This window comes from Ferrovum myxofaciens (assembly GCF_000735045.1).
GTDB classification, from domain to species: domain Bacteria; phylum Pseudomonadota; class Gammaproteobacteria; order Burkholderiales; family Ferrovaceae; genus Ferrovum; species Ferrovum myxofaciens.
This window is the reverse complement of record NZ_JPOQ01000117.1, coordinates 1-1,651: the sequence shown is the minus strand read 5'-3', so window position 1 is coordinate 1,651 and position 1,651 is coordinate 1. Positions and strand designations below refer to the sequence as shown.

The window sequence follows — 1,651 nt, the reverse complement described above, 5'->3', positions numbered from 1 at the left end:
CCGTAAAAACCGCAGCCCTGACCAAAAAACGCAAGGGCGATGGTTCGACTCATTGACGCAGGGCTCCTTGACCGCACGGCTGCTATGATGGCTTCTCGATGCTCGTTGTACTTGGTCGAGGTGTAGCGCCATGTCATACGCGGTTTTGGAGCATCTTTTTTGGTCAGCAGGACAAGTTCGAAATCGTCACACCGGACGCGGTCTTTCCTCGCGTTTTTCAAAGTCTCCAGATCACGGGCGGCATGTTCCCCGTTCTCGGATACGAACAGCCACCACAGAACCAGATCGTCAAATTTTTTCCAGAGGATCAACTTCGCATTGCCGAGTCCTTTCCGTTGTCGGTAGGCGCGCGAGTTCTTGTCAGCGTCGACCTGATAATTTATGCGAAACTTGTCCACCAGGCGAGGTAGTTTTTCTGCGCTGATCGAGCCGTCACAGTACAACGGGTAACCCCGCGTGACCCCATCAGAAATCCGTTGCATGGCAACTTCTTTTTTATCATATACAGGAATGGCATGCCTCATGGGAGGGTTCTCCAAGCCGGACACACCACCGACTATTGCAAGTATTTATAACATGCTGATTGTATGAGAATTATACCATATCATGCAATATAAAAACCCCGGAGATCATCCGGGGTTTATTGTGCCGATTATGGCTGCCAACATTGTGGCATCTGTGCATTCTGGAACAATGCGTTCACAGGATATTGTTTTGCATGAAGGGGTAACCTCATGCTGACACGTATTTATTTTTCCGTGATATAAACCCCGGAGATCATCCGGGGTTTATTGTGCCAATTAAGCCGCGTATGCTTTCTGCATTATGGACAATGTGTTCATAGGTATTGCTTTTCATGATTGTGTAAATTTGTTGACTTTGGATTTTGTGTGGGGTAGAGTACGAACCACGCTGTTAGGTTTTACTGATGGCACCTTCAGATGTGCGTTTGCTCACGACGCATAACAATTCAGGAAGGACGGCGTGGCATCGCAAGTTTTTAAGCAAAGCGGCTTGGCAAGGTAAGGCACGGCTTGGCGAGGCATGGCGCGGCAAGGCGAGGGTTGAGCAAAGAACGGGCTAGTTTATTCTGGCCCGTTTTTATTTTCCGTGAGAAAAAACCGGCCCACAAGGGGCCGGTATGCGTTTAGGACTTATCCAGTCCAGCAGTTTTATGACATGCCGGTCGATCAATGGGCAGAAGCCCTCTATTTATTGGGTTATGGTTAATAAATGCCTGTTCCAGAGGCTCCAAACTATCGCAAATCTCAACAACATCCGGTGCCAACCGGATTACGGAACCGCGCCAACGGCCCCGTGAGTTACAACACACCCTGCCAAGGGTTTCAACATACAATTTCGACTGCTCCCAGCTTTCGATCCATGAACAAAACAGCAAGTCTGCCCATGAAACCTGCCCCAACCAATCCTCCGGTCTGGCACTACTCACCAAGTCTCCCCCGCGTAGCCTGAACAGGTGCCACCCCATCCAATAGCCTTAGCGGTTCCCACATTAGTTACCAAAGTCACGACCTTAGCCTGCTGGCTCCAGTTACAAGATTTTCTATGGGATCTTCCCATTCGCCCACCGTCGAACTGCAACGGTCAGGTTTTCAGCGACCCAGGATTCCAAGACGGTTCGCTTACTCCA

General features: G+C 49.8%; 2 protein-coding genes. One reads left to right on the top strand and one right to left on the bottom strand.

The window, feature by feature from the left end; all coding sequences use genetic code 11:
- On the bottom strand, nucleotides 1-524 hold a 524-nt coding region (locus tag IV91_RS0111365), incomplete at its 3' end, for a hypothetical protein (RefSeq protein ID WP_031598475.1).
- 404 nt (nucleotides 525-928) lie between these two features.
- On the opposite strand from IV91_RS0111365, the gene IV91_RS18470 reads away from it, so the two are divergent.
- A complete protein-coding gene (locus tag IV91_RS18470; RefSeq protein WP_160171574.1) occupies nucleotides 929-1,084 on the top strand; it encodes a hypothetical protein in 156 nt (51 codons plus the stop codon).
- Nucleotides 1,085-1,651: the final 567 nt, after the last annotated feature.